Source organism: Paraburkholderia aspalathi, assembly GCF_900116445.1.
Lineage (GTDB): Bacteria > Pseudomonadota > Gammaproteobacteria > Burkholderiales > Burkholderiaceae > Paraburkholderia > Paraburkholderia aspalathi.
Map to the genome: position 1 here is coordinate 56,913 of NZ_FPBH01000034.1, position 15,716 is coordinate 72,628.

General features: G+C 62.4%; 17 protein-coding genes and 1 tRNA gene. 7 read left to right on the forward strand and 11 right to left on the reverse strand.

The window, feature by feature from the left end; all coding sequences use genetic code 11:
- Positions 1-2: 2 nt before the first annotated feature.
- The gene (locus tag BM438_RS36585) at positions 3-464 is read right to left on the reverse strand and encodes a (2Fe-2S)-binding protein (protein ID WP_093644821.1); all 462 of its coding nucleotides are present in this window, start codon (positions 462-464) and stop codon (positions 3-5) included.
- Positions 465-650: 186 nt separating this feature from the next.
- Between BM438_RS36585 and BM438_RS36590 the strand changes: the two genes are divergently transcribed.
- The gene (locus BM438_RS36590; protein WP_093644889.1) at positions 651-1,595 is read left to right on the forward strand and encodes an AraC family transcriptional regulator; all 945 of its coding nucleotides are present in this window, start codon (positions 651-653) and stop codon (positions 1,593-1,595) included.
- A 133-nt stretch (positions 1,596-1,728) separates the two neighbouring features.
- On the opposite strand, the gene BM438_RS36595 is transcribed toward BM438_RS36590, so the two are convergent.
- From BM438_RS36595 to BM438_RS36615, 5 genes are all read right to left on the reverse strand, one after another.
- A tRNA-Ala gene (locus BM438_RS36595) sits at positions 1,729-1,804 on the reverse strand.
- Positions 1,805-1,892: 88 nt separating this feature from the next.
- The gene (locus BM438_RS36600; protein WP_093644823.1) at positions 1,893-2,243 is read right to left on the reverse strand and encodes a c-type cytochrome; all 351 of its coding nucleotides are present in this window, start codon (positions 2,241-2,243) and stop codon (positions 1,893-1,895) included.
- Positions 2,240-3,034 (reverse strand): BON domain-containing protein, encoded by a 795-nt coding sequence (locus tag BM438_RS36605; RefSeq protein ID WP_093644825.1) that lies wholly within the window; start codon positions 3,032-3,034, stop codon positions 2,240-2,242. The genes BM438_RS36600 and BM438_RS36605 overlap by 4 nt, the downstream gene beginning before the upstream one ends.
- Before the next feature lie 26 nt (positions 3,035-3,060).
- The gene (locus tag BM438_RS36610) at positions 3,061-3,648 is read right to left on the reverse strand and encodes a phosphoheptose isomerase (protein ID WP_093644827.1); all 588 of its coding nucleotides are present in this window, start codon (positions 3,646-3,648) and stop codon (positions 3,061-3,063) included.
- A 228-nt stretch (positions 3,649-3,876) separates the two neighbouring features.
- On the reverse strand, positions 3,877-4,320 hold the full coding sequence (locus BM438_RS36615) for a YraN family protein (RefSeq protein WP_406550439.1): 444 nt from the start codon (positions 4,318-4,320) through the stop codon (positions 3,877-3,879).
- A gap of 37 nt (positions 4,321-4,357) precedes the next feature.
- Here BM438_RS36615 and rsmI point away from each other — a divergent pair, with 37 nt between their 5' ends.
- Positions 4,358-5,236 carry a 16S rRNA (cytidine(1402)-2'-O)-methyltransferase gene (rsmI, locus tag BM438_RS36620; protein ID WP_093644831.1) on the forward strand — a complete coding sequence of 293 codons (879 nt, stop codon included), beginning with the start codon at positions 4,358-4,360 and terminating at the stop codon, positions 5,234-5,236.
- A gap of 210 nt (positions 5,237-5,446) precedes the next feature.
- Here the strand turns inward: rsmI and BM438_RS36625 are convergent, their stop codons facing one another.
- Positions 5,447-6,037, reverse strand: a complete 591-nt coding sequence (locus BM438_RS36625; protein ID WP_372342274.1) for a septal ring lytic transglycosylase RlpA family protein — start codon at positions 6,035-6,037, stop codon at positions 5,447-5,449.
- A gap of 638 nt (positions 6,038-6,675) precedes the next feature.
- Between BM438_RS36625 and BM438_RS36635 the strand changes: the two genes are divergently transcribed.
- The 3 genes from BM438_RS36635 to BM438_RS36645 all read left to right on the forward strand — a co-directional run bounded on the left by BM438_RS36635 (position 6,676) and on the right by BM438_RS36645 (position 8,495).
- Complete coding sequence (locus tag BM438_RS36635; RefSeq protein WP_093644837.1) at positions 6,676-7,320, forward strand: MBL fold metallo-hydrolase; 645 nt, start codon at positions 6,676-6,678, stop codon at positions 7,318-7,320.
- A complete protein-coding gene (locus BM438_RS36640) occupies positions 7,317-7,946 on the forward strand; it encodes a 3'-5' exonuclease family protein (RefSeq protein WP_093644839.1) in 630 nt (209 codons plus the stop codon). The genes BM438_RS36635 and BM438_RS36640 overlap by 4 nt, the downstream gene beginning before the upstream one ends.
- 90 nt (positions 7,947-8,036) lie before the next feature.
- A complete protein-coding gene (locus tag BM438_RS36645; RefSeq protein WP_012431468.1) occupies positions 8,037-8,495 on the forward strand; it encodes an Lrp/AsnC family transcriptional regulator in 459 nt (152 codons plus the stop codon).
- Between the two features lie 14 nt (positions 8,496-8,509).
- On the opposite strand, the gene BM438_RS36650 is transcribed toward BM438_RS36645, so the two are convergent.
- The 3 genes from BM438_RS36650 to BM438_RS36660 all read right to left on the reverse strand — a co-directional run bounded on the left by BM438_RS36650 (position 8,510) and on the right by BM438_RS36660 (position 11,367).
- Positions 8,510-9,748: a cation diffusion facilitator family transporter gene (locus BM438_RS36650; RefSeq protein WP_093644841.1), complete on the reverse strand. Its 1,239-nt coding sequence runs from the start codon at positions 9,746-9,748 to the stop codon at positions 8,510-8,512.
- 259 nt (positions 9,749-10,007) lie between these two features.
- A complete protein-coding gene (locus BM438_RS36655) occupies positions 10,008-10,310 on the reverse strand; it encodes an H-NS histone family protein (RefSeq protein ID WP_054037926.1) in 303 nt (100 codons plus the stop codon).
- A gap of 394 nt (positions 10,311-10,704) precedes the next feature.
- Positions 10,705-11,367, reverse strand: coding sequence for a HugZ family pyridoxamine 5'-phosphate oxidase (locus BM438_RS36660; RefSeq protein WP_093644843.1), 663 nt, complete (start codon positions 11,365-11,367; stop codon positions 10,705-10,707).
- 125 nt (positions 11,368-11,492) lie between these two features.
- On the opposite strand from BM438_RS36660, the gene BM438_RS36665 reads away from it, so the two are divergent.
- Positions 11,493-12,704, forward strand: a complete 1,212-nt coding sequence (locus BM438_RS36665) for an MFS transporter (RefSeq protein WP_093644845.1) — start codon at positions 11,493-11,495, stop codon at positions 12,702-12,704.
- Positions 12,705-12,961: 257 nt separating this feature from the next.
- The gene (locus BM438_RS36670) at positions 12,962-14,548 is read left to right on the forward strand and encodes a collagen-like triple helix repeat-containing protein (protein WP_093644847.1); all 1,587 of its coding nucleotides are present in this window, start codon (positions 12,962-12,964) and stop codon (positions 14,546-14,548) included.
- A gap of 92 nt (positions 14,549-14,640) precedes the next feature.
- On the opposite strand, the gene BM438_RS36675 is transcribed toward BM438_RS36670, so the two are convergent.
- Positions 14,641-15,657, reverse strand: a complete 1,017-nt coding sequence (locus BM438_RS36675) for a cupin-like domain-containing protein (RefSeq protein ID WP_093644849.1) — start codon at positions 15,655-15,657, stop codon at positions 14,641-14,643.
- Positions 15,658-15,716 lie beyond the last annotated feature (59 nt).

Sequence of the window (15,716 nt, forward strand, 5' to 3'; positions counted from 1 at the left end):
GGTCAGGCCTTCAGGGTGGCAGCGGCTTCGTGGATGGCCGCGCGAATGCGGGTATAGGTCGCACAGCGGCAGATGTTGCCGTTCATCGCGGCATCGATGTCGGCGTCGGTGGGCGTGGCGTTATGTTCGAGCAAGGCTGTCGCGGACATGATCTGTCCGGACTGACAGTACCCGCACTGCGGCACCTGCAGCTTGACCCATGCAGCCTGGATGGCTTTCGCGGGCCGGCTTTCGATGCCTTCGATAGTCGTGATGCGCTTACCCGCGATAGCCGCAAGCGGCAGCACGCACGAGCGGGTGGCCTCGCCTTCCAGATGAACCGTGCAGGCGCCGCATTGCGCCATGCCGCAGCCGAACTTCGTGCCGTGCAGGCCCGCGTCTTCGCGGATTGCCCAAAGGAGCGGCGTGGTGGGATCGGCATCGAGCGTAACGTTCTTGCCGTTGAGGACAAACGATGTAGACATGGAACCTCTCCGTGGGGAAAGCCCGGACTTGGCGCCGGGTGTACGCGGCAGTGTGTACCGACTGCCTGCCGTTGCACTTACACAATCCTGCAAATTTATTGAACAATGCTGCAAATCCAGCAGGCCAGCCGCGCTTGTCCGGCAGCGGTTGGGTATGCTCAATTCCGTTCACGGAGTTCCATGCGCATGAAACAGCATTCCTCCCGGCCCGATCCTTCGGCGGAACGCGAAACCGCGCGCCGGGAACTCGCCGCGCTCATCAGCCGCTTCGCGCCGACGGACGGCACCCATCAGACGGCGATCCCGTCGCTCACGTTTTATCGCTACTCGCAGCCCGTGGATCTCGGCTGCGGCGTGACGAGCTCCGCATTCGTGTTCGCGGCGCAGGGCGCCAAGCGGGTCATGGTCGCGGGGCAGGCGTACGTCTACGATCATCTGCATTGCCTCGTGACATCCGTCGATCTGCCGGTGATGTCGCGGGTGACGCGGGCCTCACCCGACGCGCCTTATCTGTGTGTGAAGTTCACGCTCGATCCGCAGCGGATCGTCGAACTGGCGACGCAGCTGCGCCTGCCAGAACCGGATGCCGCGTCGGCAGGCGAAGGCATCGCCGTGGCCACGCTGTCAGCACCGGTTTTCGATACCGCGCTGCGACTCGTACGATTGCTCGATACTCCGGGTGACATTCCCGTACTCGCACCGCTCATCGAAAAGGAATTGCTCTACCGGCTGATGACGAGCGAGCAAGGGAAACGGCTGCGGCAGGTCGCGGTGAACGGGAGTCAGACGTACCGGATCGCGCGGGCAATCGAGTGGATCCAGAATCACTACACCGAGCTTTTGCGGATGGAGACGCTGGCACATGCGGTGAACATGAGCGTGTCGTCGCTCCATCATCACTTCAAGAACGTCACGACACTGACTCCGCTGCAGTATCAGAAGCAACTGCGGCTACACGAGGCGCGCAGATTACTGCTCAGGCATAGCGGAGATGTCGGGTCGGTCGCGGTCCGGGTCGGGTATGACAGCCCTTCGCAGTTCAGTCGCGAATATAGCCGGCACTTCGGCGCGCCGCCGCTTCGCGACATCGCGCAGTTGAGGCGTTTGGATGGGGTGGAGTTTCGGGAGTGAGCGTAAGTCGCATGCGCGACATCTCCCTTTGGGGGAGATAAGGGCGATTGGATTTCGTTAGAAACAGAAAACCCCGCAAGCCTTTCGGCTGCGGGGTTTTCGGACAATCTCGGACAACTTTCGATGTGATCTTTGGTGGAGAGGAGGAGGATCGAACTCCCGACCTTCGCATTGCGAACGCGACGCTCTCCCAGCTGAGCTACCCCCCCAACGTGCAAACAATTCTAGCACAGGCATTTTGCGTTTTGCCAAGCCCCCGCGGCGGTAAAACCCGGAGGCAAAAGGGGCGGCAAAACATCACCTGGACGGCGCGCCAGCCAGCACCCAATCGACCACTGTGCGGATGTCAGCATCGCTCATCGACTGATGCGCCGGCATCGGAATCATGCCCCATACGCCGGAGCCCCCGTCCTTCACCTTGCGCGACAATTTTGCCGGCGCTTGCGCATCACCCTTGTACTTCGTAGCGATCTGCTGGAACGATGGGCCGACCAGTTTGCGGTCTACCGCGTGACATCCCATGCAGGCATTCGAGCTAGCAACGATCTGACCACGCGGTGCATCGGCCGCACGTGCTGAAGAGGCAAGAGCGCCCGCCAACGTGCCGGCCGTCAACATCGCGACGACGAAAGCAACACCCCGCTTCATGGGGTCGTCGCCTTCGGATTGCCCGGATGCACGGCGTTCGAATTGGTGACCGGCGCCGGCGCCTGCTGCTCGAGCGGACGCGAACTCACCGATGAATCGGGGATCGCGCCGACAGTCGGCGTGCTCGCGTCCGGCTGCGAAGCGGCAACCGGTGCGGTCGCCGCTGCAGCGGCCGCCGCCGCGGCTTCCTGCGGCTGAATGTACTGGAACACCTTCACGACCTGCACCACGCCCGGCACGCGGCTCGCAACATCGGCGCCGCGATTGCCTTCGTCCATCGTGACAAGGCCCATCAGATACACCGAGCCGCGCTCGGCCACGACCTTGAAGTTGTTCGCCGAAATGTTCTTCTCGGCGATCAGCGCGGTCTTCACGCGCGTCTCGAGGTAAGTGTCATTCGTGCGCGACGAGAACGAGCTCGCCGGCATGATCGCCAGTTCGTTGACGATCGTGTTGACGTTGTTCAAGCCACGCACGATGGACTCCGCGCGCTGCTTCGAGACGTCACCCGCCACTTCGCCGGTCAGCAGCACGCGGCGGTTGAACACCGTCACGTTGACGTGCGCGTTGTCGGGCAAGTTCTGGCTGATCTGCGACAGCGCCTTCACCTGCATCTCGCGATCCTCGGTCTGCGCGCCGAGCGTGCGCCGGTCGGTCGCCACCAGCGCGCCGCCGCCCGCCGCGCCAGCAACGGCGAGAAAGCATCCCTGCAACGTCGCGGACAGTCCCGCGGCGAACCCGACCACCAGCACGGTTCTCACCAGTGTCTTCTTGACGCGGAATACGCTCATCAACTAGCTCTCCTTCGGAATCAATCTCAGTCTTCGCCCAGCAACATGGCATCGATGCCGTCGCACAGACAATGGATGGTCAGCAAATGCACTTCCTGAATACGCGCGGTGCGATCGGACGGCACACAAATGTGGATATCGGTATCGCCCAGCACTTCCTGCATACGGCCGCCGCCCTTGCCGGTTAGCGCGACCACGATCATTTCGCGCTCGTGCGCGGCCTCGATCGCGGCGAGCACATTGGCGGAATTGCCGGACGTGGTGACGGCCAGCAGCACATCGCCGGGCTGGCCGAGGGCCCAAACCTGCTTCGAAAAAATCTGCTCGAACGAGTAGTCGTTGGCGATGGCGGTGAGCACGGAGGTGTCGGTGGTCAGCGCAATCGCCGGCAAGCCCGGGCGCTCACGCTCGAAGCGGCCGATCAGTTCGGCGGCGAAATGCTGCGCGTCGGCCGCCGAGCCGCCGTTGCCGCACGCAAGAATGCGGCTGCCGTTGGCAAGCGCGGCGAACATCGTGTCAATCGCTGCGGCGATCGGCATCGACAGGGATTCGAGGGCTTCGAGTTTGACTGCCGCGCTGTCGCGGAAGTGTTGTTGAATGCGTTCGACTGACATCGAGTCTCTAGTTTCTACCGCGAATAGACCGCAGTACGCGGCCGTGTTGTGAAGTCGTATTGCGAAGTCGTGCCGCTCTGATGAACCGTGCCGGACACACAGTGTAGATGCGCAAAAACATCGCGAAATGCGCTATCCCGTCGCTGCTTTCCATACACCGGTGTGGTTCACGAGGTCCGCACGCGAGCGCAAGTTTATCGCACTCACGCCTGTTCTCCCCGCACTGCATCAGACTTCGTCCGCGCGAAACGCATCGCGCAGCCACACGAGCCGACCGGCTTCGAACGCAATTACGTCGAAACGGCACGCGGGCTCATCATGCGAACGCCTGCTGCGGGTTGCCAGGTAATGCCGCGCGGCACGCACGATCCGCTGCTTCTTTTGCCAGCCGATGCTCGCTGCCGCGCCGCCATAATGCTGCTGGGCACGCGCGCGAACTTCGACGAACACCAACGAACCGTCGCGGTCGCGCATCACCAGATCGATCTCGCCGCCCCGGCACAGCACGTTGCGCGCGACGAAACGCAAACGCTGCCGCTGCAAAAACTCCATCGCACGCGCCTCGAAAGCCGCGCCGACGAGTTTGGACCCGGTTGGTCTCGAAAAGTTGTGGCCGCCGGCCCGCGCACTCGCCTGCCCACCACCCGGTTCACGCGCCGCAGCGTGGCACAATGGCGGCCTCGTTCTGTCTGTCTGCGTCTTCTGCCTCATGACTCCTCTCTCCGAACTCGCGCAAGGGCAGCAGTACCCTGCCGCCGCGCTCTATGTGGTGGCCACGCCGATCGGCAATATCGCCGACGTCACGCTGCGCGCGTTGCATGTGCTCGGACTGGTGGACCGCATTGCCGCCGAAGACACCCGCAACACCGGCCAACTGCTCGCGCGTTACGGCATCTCGAAGCCGCTCGTCGCGGTTCATCAGCACAACGAGCGGGCCGCGGCGCTGCGCCTGATCGAACATCTGCAAGCAGGCGAACGCGTGGCCTACGTATCCGATGCGGGCACGCCCGGCATCTCGGACCCCGGCGCGAAACTCGTCGACGCTGTGCGCGAAGCCGGCTTCCCGGTCATTCCGCTACCCGGCGCAAGCGCGCTCGCCACCGCCTTGAGCGCGGCCGGCGACTGGGTCGCGACGTTCTCGTTCCTCGGCTTCCTGCCGCCGAAGGCAAAAGCACGTGCCGCGGCGCTGCAAGCGCTCGTGAACCATCCGCACGCGATGGTGTTCTACGAAGCGCCGCACCGGATCGTCGAAACGGTGCAGGCCATGGCGGACGCATTCGGCGGCGAGCGCAAACTGCTGATCGCCCGGGAATTGACGAAGTTACATGAAGCGCTGCACCGCGGCACCCTGGCCGAAGGGCCAACGTGGCTCGCAGCCGATCCGAACCGGCAACGCGGTGAGTTCGTCCTGGTGGTGGAAGGCGCGCAGCCGGAAGCCGCGGGCGAACACGATCACGACGCGTTGCTGGGCATCCTGCTGGAAGAATTGACGGTGAGCAGCGCGGCAAAAGTTGCCGCGACCCTCACCGGCGCGTCGCGCAATGCGCTCTACGCGCGCGCTTTGGCGTTGAAGAAAGACGAGGAATAAGGCGGACGAGAAGGGAGGTCCGCCAGCGGATCAGGCTCGCAGCGCAAGCCAGGACCGAAAGGAATGAGCGGCTGCGTGCAGCCACGGTGGATGAGTAAAAGAAAAGGGCCGCGCGAAGCGGCCCTTTGTCTTTTGGCGAACAACGGCACGAATAAGCGCCATGTTGCGCGGCGTCACAAGCGCGTCAGAGACGCGCCCGCGGCCATTTCATTACTTCTCTGAGTTCGACGCCAGCGTTTCATTCATCTCAGCGCGTGCTTCCTGTCGCGTCAATCCTTCGATCTGAACGCGCGCGGTACCGGCGTGGCGCATGTCGAGCGCGGCGGCGGCGGCCATTGACAGATCGATGATCCGGCCACGCGCATACGGGCCACGATCGTTGATGCGCACGACAACCGAGCGCGAGGTGGCCGGATTGGTCACGCGAACATACGAGCCGAGCGGCAACGTGCGATGTGCCGCAGTCAGCGCGTGCATGTCGAAACGTTCGCCGTTGGCGGTACGGCGGCCATGGAACCCGCGGCCGTACCACGAGGCGCGACCGATCTGATGAAAGTCCGAGACGCCGGAATTGTCGTCAGTAAGCGGCTGCGCATCGGCCAGCGACGAGCCTTTGGCGGCTGCGCCGGATGCCGGCGCGCTACCGAAAGCTTGCGGGCCGAAGGAACCTGCCTGCGCATTCTTCGTGCTCAGCGGCGCGCCGCTGTCAGACGTGCTGCTCGCGCCCGGAGGCGTGGCACAGCCGGCTAGCACAAAAAAGGCAAAAAGAGTCCCCAGACCACGGGATAACCGAGTTTTCATAAGACGTGCAATCAAATTGTCGAGCCGCATCACGCGAAAAGTTGAGCGTGTTGCCTGCGACTCCGGCGGCAATGGACGACAACGCGCCGCGCAGAAAAGCGCAGTACGTCAAAGCCCGGATGCGGCTACCCAGCCGCTACCGCACGGTTAATTTTCACGTCTGGCGCAACCTGTCCCCGGCAGCCTGACCAGACCCCACATGCCGCCATCGAACGTGGCAAACACGTTCTTGCGCGCGGAACTCAGCGCGCAGGAACAGCGGCGTAGGCCCCACCCAGCGTCACGGCATTTAAGTCCGTTGCAGGCGCGCGGCGCCTGGCTGGGTAAGACGTGTGCATCGAATGCATCGATACCTGATGGCCGCCCAAAACCGCGACAGCCCATACTTGAGTGGCAATCCGCGTGCCCATTTTTGATGGGGACGCATCGCCGTGTGGCATGCACAATTCCTTGTGCATGGAGGCCATTATACCCAAAAGAAAATTTTGGGATGGCAAGCGACTGAAAACCTTGATGAATTTTCACTCTTGCTGCAAAAATGGGCAGCTCAAAGCCCGCTGCAGCGGGGCCTCAGCGCCCTCGACGAGCGTCGACGAGACGCCGGTACAATCAACGTTTTCCCAGCGGCGCCGTCATCCATGAAAGTCACCTTGATCCCCGTTACGCCGTTCCAGCAGAACAGCTCGCTGCTCGTTTGCGAGGCAACCGGGCGCGCGGCCGTTGTCGATCCAGGCGGCGACCTCGATGTCATCCAGGGTGAAATCGCGCGCCAGAATGTGACGGTCGAAAAAGTATTCCTCACGCATGGCCACATCGATCACTGCGCCGGCGCGAAGACGCTCGCCACGCACTACGGCGTACCGATCGAAGGTCCGCATCCCGACGAAAGTTTCTGGCTCGACAAGCTGCCGGACCAAAGCACGCGCTTCGGCTTTCCTGCTGCCGAAGCGTTCGAGCCGGACCGTTGGCTGCAAGACGGCGAGACCGTGCAGTTCGGCGACGAAACCCTCGAGGTCTATCACTGCCCCGGCCACACGCCCGGCCACGTGGTGTTCTTCAGCCGCGCGCATCGGCTCGCATTGGTGGGCGACGTGCTGTTCGCCGGCTCGATCGGCCGCACGGATTTTCCGCGCGGCAATCACGCCGACCTGGTACACGCGATCCGCGAAAAACTCTGGCCGCTCGGCGACGACGTCACCTTCGTTCCGGGCCACGGCCCCACCTCCACGTTCGGCGCCGAACGCCGCACCAATCCGTATGTCGCCGACGGAGTCAAAGCATGAGCAGCGAAATCTACGTGAGCACCGATGTCGAAGCGGACGGCCCGATTCCCGGTCCGCATTCGATGCTCAGTTTCGCCTCCGCCGCGTACACGGAAGACAAGCAGCTGATCGCCACCTTCTCCGCGAATCTCGAATTGCTCGACGGCGCCACGCCGCATCCGGTGCAGGAAGCATGGTGGAAGACGCAGCCGGAGGCGTGGGAAGCCTGCCGCAAGAATTTGCAGGATCCGCAGGCCGCGCTGACCGCCTATGTCGAATGGGTCGAGGCGTTGCCGGGCAAGCCGGTGTTCGTGGCGATGCCGGCCGGTTTCGACTTCACCTATATGTTCTGGTACATGATGCGGTTTGTCGGCCGCTGCCCGTTTTCGTGGTCGGCGCTCGATATCAAAACGCTGGCCTTCGCACTAACCGGCCTGCCGTACCGCAAGAACATCAAGCCACGTTTCCCGAAGCACTGGTTCGACGAACATCCCCACACGCATGTCGCGCTGGACGACGCGATCGAACAGGGCGCGCTTTTCTGCAACATGCTCAAGGATCTGCGCGCCGTTCAGGCGGCCACGCTGACGGCCGCTAAAGATGGGGACGGCTCAGGACAAAACGCCGCTGAGGAACCGGCAAATTAGGTAATCTCCCTCGCTGAAGCCGTTTTACATTGCGTTTCGTTTTCGAGACCTCTACCATGCGTTGATAGGGCGACGCCAACGGAGGCGCAGTTGACACTCGATACGTTCTCTCAAAAAATCCTGCGCCTGCTGCAGCTCGACGCACGCCGGTCCGTGCAAGAGATTTCCGACCAGGTCGGCCTGTCGAGCACCCCGTGCTGGCGCCGTATCAAGGATATGGAGCAATCAGGGGTGATCCAGCGCTACACGGCATTGCTGGATCGCGAAAAGCTGGGGCTGCACGTCTGCGCGCTCGCGCATATCCATCTCACGCGTCACACCGAGGGCGGGGTCGAACAGTTCGAGCGGGAAATCGCGACCTGCCCGGAGGTCACCGAGTGCTACAGCACGACCGGCGAATCCGATTACATCCTCAAGATCGTCGCGCCGGACATCAAGGCGTACGACAGCTTTCTGCACGAACGCATCTTCAAGATTCCTGCCGTCGCGCAAGTGCGCACGAGCGTCGTGCTGCGCGAGATCAAATTCGATACGCAATTGCCGCTGTGAGACTGTAGCCGCGCTCACGTGGCGCTATGCGGCTGCTCAGCCTTGGCGCTGGCGTCGCCGGCCCCTGCTTCCGTCGAAACGCTGCTTTCGGCCTGCGGAGCGTCCACTCCCTGCAGCACGTTCAGCTTGCGGGCACCGAGGCGGCGCCTGAGCGCGTCCAGATCGACGCGAGCAAGGCAGGGCTCATCGCTTTCGGCCGTGCGCGCGCCTGGCGCCGGCAGAACCACTTCGACATCGAGCCCCGTGCTCAAGTAATGCATATTGACCGACGCGGCCTTCACGCCACCCGCAGCGAGCGCCGCGTTGACTTCGGCGACGACCCGCTCCCGGGTCGGCAGATTGACGGGCGGGCGCGCCACCGCGTCGTTCTCCGGGTCGACATGGATCAACGCGTCAAGCACCCGGTTGTCTGCCAGCACGCGCAAGCGCGCCGATTCGGCGATGTAGTGCCCTTCCGATACCGAGATCAGCGGGTCGACCAGAATGTGCGCATCGACCAGCGCGAAGTCGCCCATCTTGCGGGTGCGCATTTCATGCACGTCGCGTACGCCGGGCGTCGCGAGCAATAGCGCGCGCATGTCGGCGGAGGTGGCTTCGTCGAGCGCGCGGTCGGAAAGATCTTGCAGCGCGTCCCAGCCGAACATCCAGCCCATGCGCGCCACCATGAAGCCGACAATCGCCGCGGCGATCGGATCGAGCAGACGCACGCCTGCGAGGCTGCCGATGATGCCAATCGCGACCACCAATGACGAAGCGGCGTCCGAACGTGCATGCCATGCGTTCGCAATCAACATGGCCGAACGCACGCGTTGCGCTTCGCGCAGCATGTAGCGAAACAGGCTTTCTTTGGAAATCAGCACCAGCACAGCGACCGCGAGCGCGCTCATATGCACGGCGGGGATGCTTTGCAAATCGGCGAGACGTGTGCCGGCGCGCCACAACATACCAACGCCGACAACAATCAGCAGCGCGCCCAAAAACAATGACGCGACCGTTTCATAGCGGCTATGTCCGTAATTGTGATCCGCGTCAGGCTTGGCGCCGCTGTGCCGATTAGCGATTAGCACGACAAAATCGGAAATCAGATCGGCTAACGAATGGATACCGTCGGCGACCAGCGCCTGCGAATGAGCAAACACGCCGATGACGATTTGCAGCGTCATCAGCACCGTATTGAGCGCAATACTGACAAAGGTACTTTTGCGCGCAACGCGATGTTTCTCGAAGGACTGGACGGCGGCGGAGGAAGGCATCGCTGAAACAAAGGGGAGAGTTCAATACCTGCATTCTACCCGGCGCATCTCAATATGCGCTGGATAAACCACAAAAAAAACCTTTTAAATCAGACGCTTATCTAAACGAAAAGCATTCGCGTTCCAGTTTCATGGAGCGCGTGCGACAAAGAGTCACGGCAATTTGCAGCGGAAATAAAAAAACCGCGCCCTTGACGGTACGCGGTTTTTTTCTGGTAACAGCGGGCGCTATTGGCGCCACTGATTGACCGTAAAACTATTACTTCTGGATCAGAAATTTCTCACGGTCCAGACCTGCGATCCAGCGCGGGGGCTTGCCGCGGCCCGACCACGTGCTGCCGCTATCCGGATCACGATACTTCGGCGCGACGCCTGCACGCGGACGACCGGCTTTAGCAGCCTTGGCACCACGGCCGCCACCGAGTTCAGTCAGCGAAATGCCGTAATCGGCCATTTTCTGCTTGATCTCATTCAACACTTCTGCATATTCACGCGACTTTGCTTCTTCGATCTGCTTTTCGAGCTTCTCGCGCTGTGCGAGTAGTTCCTTGTAGGAAGACATAGGTTCCCTTATGGATTGGATAAATGACTGCCAGTCTTAAGCCGGCTTGCCCTTTGAAGTGATCATGCCTCGGAATTTGATGGCGAGATTAACACAAAATAGAAAAACTACAAAAGCGGCGCCGTAAAATTAATCTCAATTCGTTTCAAAAAATTTCACGCCGACGCGGTGTTAGCGGACCCTTTCAAATAGGTAATTTTCGCATTCCGCTGAAAAACAGCATCGCACATCAGACATTAATGAATTAACTATCAAAAAATGAAATTTAAGATAAGGAAATTGTCCCAACATTTCATGCGATGAAAGCTTTAACATGAAACGTCGGAACATATTACGAGCCACGCTCTCCCTTGTTATTGCGGCATGAGTGTTTTCCCCAAACAGCAATCGAAACTTAATTAGCGTGGCGCTGGATGCAATCTTCGAGCGCCGCATGCAAGGTTTCGGTATTGCGTTTCGCATCGTCGAAGACAAAACGGGTACGCACGCCGTCCAGCTTCAGATCAGCGCCATAGCGATCGACGCCGAGCAATTGAACTCCACTGGCGCCCTGGGCATGAGCGGCGAAATATTCGATCAGCGCGTTTTCTTCGTCGAAGCCGAGTGGCGGCAGTGGATCGAGGTCGGCGCCGGCGAGCCAGCCCATCGCGCCGAAGCCGCCGATATAGCGCAACCGCTCGAGCTTCATCGCCCAGAACGTGAAATCGCCGAGAACCAGGTACCGTTCGGCGTCCGGGTGATAGCGCAGATAGCGCTGTACGACTTCGGGGGTCGAGTCGACCGGTCCGAACGTGCCGAGCAAGGTGACGCGCTGGCCGCTCAGCACGTCGCCGTCCGGTGCATCGACGACCAGAAAGCCGGCGCGCGGGTCAGCGTGCAGATTGTGCGTATGCTCGGCGAGCCGGCTCACGAGGATCGTCGGACGATGCTGCGGGTCCGGCGCGAACGGTAACACCGAAGGATAAGGAAAACCTTCCGGCTGACGCGCGTGAGTAGCGAGTGTACCGATAGCGGCGATATGAAGCAGATGCAGCGGAGCGTGAGCGGGAATGTTCAAGTGCGCGTTCCTCGATGGGCAGGCTTCGGATCAATTCGCTCCAAGCATAAGACAGCGCGCTTCGTTAGAATCGGAAATTCGCTTTCAACGCGCTTTCTCGCGCGTTCTCCCTCCTTGAGATTTCCGTGTCCGACCGCTCCTCCGAATTCGTCACCCTCCCCGCTGCTCATCGCGATCTCTCCGGCACCGCGCGGCAGCGCGCCCGTGTCGCCACGATGGCGTTGTTCTTCATCGCCGGCATGATGTACGCGTCGTGGGGGGTGCACGTGCCGACAGTGCGCGACCGCTTCCATCTGAACGCGGCGATGCTCTCGTACGCACTGCTGGCTCTCGCCGGTGGCTCGATCGGCGCCATGGCGGCGAATGCGTCCTGGATTGCGCGGGTCGGTACGCGCCGGGCCTGTTTGACGAGCGGTCTGGTGATGTCGGCATGTGCGGCGCTGATCCTGATCGTGCCGGCTTACTGGATGTTGCTGATCGTGCTGGCCGTCTTCGGCGCGGGCATGGCCACGCTCGACGTCGCGATGAACGCGGAAGCCAGCGCTGTGGAGAAAGCGCTCGGCCGGCCGATCATGTCGGCGCTGCACGGCATGTTCAGCGTCGGCGGGATGGCCGGCGCAGCGGTAGGCGGTCTCCTGTTGTCGCGTGGCATGGCGCCGGCTGTGCATCTCACGCTTGCCGCGGCGATCAGCGCGCTGGTGCTGATTGCAGCCTGTCCTTCCGTACTGCCGCACGTACCCCACGCCGACCATCCCGACGCCGCCACGCCGCGCGCCAACCGCTGGCGCTCGCCGGCCTTGTGGGCACTCGGCGTCATGGCACTGGTCGCGCTGATCGCCGAAGGGGCGATGTACGACTGGGCGACCGTCTACATGCGCGACGTCGTGCTATCCACGCCGGCCCTCGCGAGCGCCGCCTACGCGGCGTTTTCGGCCGGCATGGCAGCGGCGCGGTTCGCCGGCGACGCCGTGCGCGCCCGCTTCGGCGCGCCGCAACTGGTGATGGCGAGCGCGTCGCTGGCCTGCGCGGGCATGGTTGGCGCGTTGCTGCTGCCGAATCCGGTCGTCGCCCTCGTCGGCTTCACGCTGATGGGTCTCGGCCTCGCCAACATGATGCCCGTGCTGTTTGCGGCGGCGGCAAGCGTCAAAGGCATTCACGCGGCCGAAGGACTCGCGCATGTCGCCGGGCTGGCGTACTTCGGGCTGCTGCTCGGACCGGTAATCATCGGCGCGGTGACGCAGGCGACCAGCCTGCCGATCGGGTTGTCAGTGGTGGCCGTGTGTTCGGCTCTGATCGCGGTCGCCGGTCCGAAGGTGCTGCGGCGTTTGAAGATCTGACGCAGACGCGCGCTGCTGTTGCATCGGCGGGCGTCACGCCATATGAAAACCGGCGTTCTTACGTTACGTTACGCGAGGCCTACACGCTGATGTGTTCCCCGCCACATCGGTGACATCGGAACCTTCCCCGCTTCGCGCGCGGGCTCGCAACCTATTGATCTGTATGATTTTATTCTCTGCATTGAGCATGCAAACATAAATGGCATAGGCCTTGCAGTTAGCTCCCCAGCAATTTTCAAATTACGGGGGAGCAGACCATGAATCGCAATTTCAAACTGTCGGCGATCGCCATGTGCGTGACGTCGATGATCTTACTGACCGGATGCGGAAGCACGTTGGTCAGACCTGGCGTCTCGAGCGGATCGGGTAGTGGTTCCGGCAGCGGCTCAGGTTCCGGCTCGGGGAACGGAGGCGGAACGCCGACGCCCACACCGACTCCGACTCCGACGCCCACACCGACTCCGACGCCTACACCTACGCCCACGCCCACACCGACGCCAACTCCGACGCCCACACCAACCAGCGCCAATCCGATCGGCGTCGTCGTCCAGAACACCGGCAACGTGGTGACCGCGACCGGCCAAACCGTGTCTGCGATCGGCAACCAGATCGGCCTCACGCCGATCCCCGGCTCGAACCCGGCCACCTCGACCGCGCTCGGCAACGTCGTCTCGAATCTCGGCGCCGGTGTCACCGCAGTCGGCACGGGTGCAGTGAACGGCCTCGGCCAGCTCGGCAACTCCACCGATCCGCTCGGCACGACGCTGGCGAGCAGCGGCGGCCTCGTTTATAACGCCGGCCAGGCCGTCAACAGCGCAGGCCAGCTCGTGACAAGTCTCGGCAGCGGTCCCACCGCACCGCTCAGTCCGCTGACCACGCCGCTCGGCAGCACGGTCTCGACGCTCGGTATTGCTGTCAGCGGCCTTGGCACGCAATTAACCTCGCAGCTGACGAACGGTCCGATCCAGCAAGTGACGCAGACCGTCAGCACCGCGATCACGCCGATCACCGCCACGCTCGCGCAAACGACTCAAACCGTCGGCGATACGACCGGACTCGGCGCACCACTGAACGGTTTGCTGTCGACCATCGGTCACGGCCTCGACACCGCGGGCAGCCAGGTCAGCAACGCGACCAACAACCCGATCGGTCAGAACCTCGGCAATGTCGTGACCAAGCTTGGCGACACGGTCACGTCCGCCGGCGGCCTGCTGACCGCGGGCAGCACGAGCAGCGGCAACCCGCTGGGCGGCCTCACCGGCATCCTGAATCCGGGCGGAAGCGGCGGCACGACGGGCAATCCGCTGGTGCCGTTGACCAGCATTCTCACCGCGTTGCCCAGCACCTTGAGCGGCGGCCTGACCGGCGGCAGCGGTTCGGGCAGCCCGCTTGCGCCGATTACCAGCGTCCTTAGCACGGTGACCGGCAGTCTCGGTGGCCTCGGCGGCAGTTCAGGCAGCAGCCCGCTGGCACCGCTGACCAGCGTCCTCAGCACGGTGACCGGCAGTCTCGGCGGCCTCGGCGGTAGCTCAGGCAGCAGCCCGCTGGCACCGCTGACCGGTGTGCTGAACTCGGTCACGGGCGCATTGAGCGGCGCGACCGGTGGCAGCGGCGGCAGCGGCAGCCCGCTTGCGCCGGTGACGTCGGCGGTGTCGTCGCTGACAGGCGCGCTCGGGTCGGCCGCGGGTTCGGGCGGCACGGGCAGCACCAGCAACCCGCTTGCGCCGATCACTGGTCTGCTGGGCACTGTCACCGGCGCATTGACCGGTTCGGGGACTTCGACCGGCGGCACCACGGGCGGCGGCTTGCTCGGCGGTCTGGGTGGCCTGACGAGCAAGAAGTAACGAATACGAATAACGACAGTCAATAAAGACGCGAAAAAAACAAGCGTCGAAGGGGGGAGCGGCGAGCCGGGTCAACCGGCTCGCCGTTTTTTTCACAGTTCGTGATACGTCACGTAGTCGCGCGAGAAGTCGTTACGCTGCAGAAAGTTGGTGAACGTCATCGTCACCGATGCATCGAGTCCTTCCACGTAATGCCACCAGCCGATCGGCAAAAACAGCAATTCGCCGGGTTCGAGCGTGCATTCCATCAAATGCGCATTGCGCATCGACGGGAAACGCTCGTAGTCGATCGCCCCGCCGTCCACCTCCGAATAACAATGCAGCATGTTCGCCATATGCGGTGTATCGGACAACGGCACTAGCTTGATCTGTTTGCGGCCGATCACCTGCGCCATGAAGTTATTGGTCAGATCATGGTGAAACGGCGTCTTCGTTCCTGCCGGCCCCATCCAGAAAAAACCCGTATCGGGCGACTCGGCATCGAGATATTCGCGGATAGCCGGTACGTCTGACCATAACGCCGCGAGGGCCGCGCGATTGTGCGAGGTGTTATTGGCGGTCATGTAGAAATCGTTAGTCGAGCCGCTGCGCTCGACGAGATCGACATAATCGGCAAAGCGCATCATGCGCTTGAGCTTCGGCTGATTGATTTCGTAATTCGAATCCGACTCGCGTCCGAACTGCACTTCGACTTCACACTCGCCGCACCGCTCGCGAAAGTAGTCGAAACTCCACTGCGTGCGTGCCGGCCAGAAATCGAAAGCGCCGGTGATGATGACCGGCCGGTTCTGAAAGTAGTACTGCTCAAAGAACTCGTCACGCGATAAGCGCTCGCGCCGCTCGATCAAACCGCTTCCGGCGCGCATACGATTGAGCGTGCCGTACACCGACAATATCCATTCGCGCTTGCGCAAACGATTGCGCAAACGCACGGCACCCTCAAAGTACGGACTCGCGAGCGCCGTCTCGATTTCGCGCGCGGCTTCGGCCGGGTCGAAACCATGTCCGACCAGCGCACCGTGCAGCGCGGGCGGCGGTGCGTCGAGCAGCAGATTCTCGGCAATCCAGCGGCGCCAGCCGTTGTCGATCGAACGGATCTCAGTGGTCACGGCATTCTCCCAAACGATGTTCCCAAACTCGTTAGCCTCGCACGCAAACGCTCAAAAGA

Bases quoted from the DNA above. Each gene is read 5' to 3' on its own strand.
- BM438_RS36585 (WP_093644821.1), bottom strand. From the start codon at position 464: ATGTCTACATCGTTTGTCCTCAACGGCAAGAACGTTACGCTCGATGCC.
- BM438_RS36590 (WP_093644889.1), top strand. From the start codon at position 651: ATGAAACAGCATTCCTCCCGGCCCGATCCTTCGGCGGAACGCGAAACC.
- BM438_RS36600 (WP_093644823.1), bottom strand. From the start codon at position 2,243: ATGAAGCGGGGTGTTGCTTTCGTCGTCGCGATGTTGACGGCCGGCACG.
- BM438_RS36605 (WP_093644825.1), bottom strand. From the start codon at position 3,034: ATGAGCGTATTCCGCGTCAAGAAGACACTGGTGAGAACCGTGCTGGTG.
- BM438_RS36610 (WP_093644827.1), bottom strand. From the start codon at position 3,648: ATGTCAGTCGAACGCATTCAACAACACTTCCGCGACAGCGCGGCAGTC.
- rsmI (WP_093644831.1), top strand. From the start codon at position 4,358: ATGACTCCTCTCTCCGAACTCGCGCAAGGGCAGCAGTACCCTGCCGCC.
- BM438_RS36625 (WP_372342274.1), bottom strand. From the start codon at position 6,037: ATGAAAACTCGGTTATCCCGTGGTCTGGGGACTCTTTTTGCCTTTTTT.
- BM438_RS36635 (WP_093644837.1), top strand. From the start codon at position 6,676: ATGAAAGTCACCTTGATCCCCGTTACGCCGTTCCAGCAGAACAGCTCG.
- BM438_RS36640 (WP_093644839.1), top strand. From the start codon at position 7,317: ATGAGCAGCGAAATCTACGTGAGCACCGATGTCGAAGCGGACGGCCCG.
- BM438_RS36650 (WP_093644841.1), bottom strand. From the start codon at position 9,748: ATGCCTTCCTCCGCCGCCGTCCAGTCCTTCGAGAAACATCGCGTTGCG.
- BM438_RS36655 (WP_054037926.1), bottom strand. From the start codon at position 10,310: ATGTCTTCCTACAAGGAACTACTCGCACAGCGCGAGAAGCTCGAAAAG.
- BM438_RS36670 (WP_093644847.1), top strand. From the start codon at position 12,962: ATGAATCGCAATTTCAAACTGTCGGCGATCGCCATGTGCGTGACGTCG.